Source organism: Klenkia sp. PcliD-1-E (assembly GCF_024124375.1).
Taxonomy (GTDB): Bacteria; Actinomycetota; Actinomycetes; order Mycobacteriales; family Geodermatophilaceae; genus Klenkia.
In genome coordinates this window covers 1-1,681 of record NZ_JAMXRZ010000241.1, presented here as the reverse complement: position 1 = coordinate 1,681, position 1,681 = coordinate 1, and the positions used below count along the sequence as shown (strand labels likewise).

Below are 1,681 nucleotides of genomic sequence, written 5' to 3'. Positions count from 1 at the left end.
GGGGTGACCCCGCCGCTGCTCAGCGCCGCCCGGGCCGCCGCCGCCATCGCGCCGGCCGAGGGCCAGCGTTGCGCGGGGTCCTTGGCCAGGCCGCGCGCCACGACCTCGTCCAGCCCGCGGGGCAGACCCGGCCGGACCGAGGACACCGGCGGGGGGACGGTGTGGAGGTGGGCGTACATCATCGACGCCGGGCCCTCGCCGGTGAACGGACGACGGCCGGCCAGGCACTCGAACAGCACGCAGGCCAGCGCGTAGACGTCGGTGCGGGCGTCGACCGGCTGCTCCGTGAAGCGCTCGGGCGCCATGTAGTCGAAGGAGCCGACCGCCGAACCGGTCTGGGTCAGCGACCCGGTCCCCGAGTCGCCCGCCGACCAGGCGATGCCGAAGTCCACGAGGTAGACGAACTCGTCGCCGGGGTCGCCGGTGACCAGCACGTTGGAGGGCTTGACGTCCCGGTGCACCAGGCCCTCCGCGTGCGCGGCGTCCAGGGCGCGGGCCACCTGGGCCACGACGGCCACCGCGCGGGCCGGGTCGAGCGCGCCCTCGCGGTGCAGCAGGTCCCCGAGGTCGACGCCCTGCACCAGCCGCATGTCCAGGAACAGCCGGCCGTCGACCTCGCCGTAGCGGTGGATGGGGATGACGTGCGGCTCGGAGAGCCGGGCGACGGCGTGCGCCTCGCGGCGGAACCGCTCCCGGTAGGAGGCGTCCCCGACCAGCCCGCTGGAGAGCACCTTGAGCGCGACGGTCCGGCGGTGCTCGGTGTCGTAGGCCCGGTAGACCTCGCCCATGCCGCCGCGCCCGATCAGCTCCTCGATCCGGTAGGCCCCGAACGAACCGGACTCCACGGGCCTCCCTCGGCGTGCGCGGCGAGGCCTGCCCCCGTCGTGGCGTCGATCGTAGAGGGGTGCGGGGACTCAGCCGGTCTGGAAGTCGCTCTTGTCGGCGTCGTTCCACCACTCGAAGAGCTCGGCGAGGCGGGTCTCGCCGTCGGCGACGAACACGAACCCCTCGGCGCGGGCGTCCTCCTGGGTCCAGGCCACCACGCCGTCGCCGTCGGCGTTGACGAAGCAGGCCACGGAACCCGCGCGCCGGCCGTCCTGGTCGGCGTAGTCGATCCAGCCCCGGGCGGTGGGGCAGTCGGCGAGGGCTTCCATCTCGGTCAGCCCCTGCCGGTCGACGTCGCCGCTGAACGCGTCGCGCAGCGTGCCGGCGTCCGGGTAGCCGTAGAAGTTGGCCGACCGCGGTACCGGGCCGGAGATCGCCGGGGAGCAGCGGACGGCGGCGTCGGCGCCGTCGTCGGGCAGGTCGTTCTCCTCGCAGTCGGCGGGGTCGAAGTCGCCGGGCAGCCGGGTGAGCAGTGCGTCGGTGCCGCCGGTGGCCTCGGTGGCCTCGGTGGTGTCGGTGGTCTCCGGTGCGCTGGTCGTGCCGGTCGCCGTCGTCGTGGTGACCTCGGTGGTCGGGGTGGCCGCCGTCGGGGTGGCGACGCCGCCCCCGCCGCCCCCGCCGCGGGTCGTCACGACGGCGACCACCACGACGACGGCGAGGACGACGGTGGCCACCAGCGCGGCGACCAGTGCCGGGGAGGTGCGCGACGGCGCGGCCGGCGGCGGGGGAGCGCCCCACCCCGGCCCGGTCCCCGACCAGCCCGGCGGGGGGCCGGCCCAGCCCCCGCTGCCCGAGG

2 protein-coding genes are annotated in these 1,681 nt (G+C 76.2%); both read right to left on the bottom strand.

From position 1 onward, the window contains the following. On the bottom strand, nt 1–845 hold an 845-nt coding region (locus tag NH342_RS22860), incomplete at its 3' end, for a serine/threonine-protein kinase (RefSeq protein ID WP_253018650.1). 69 nt (nt 846–914) lie between these two features. Beyond that, nucleotides 915–1,681, bottom strand: a 767-nt coding sequence (locus tag NH342_RS22855) for a hypothetical protein (RefSeq protein WP_253018648.1), incomplete at its 5' end; no start/stop codon positions are given.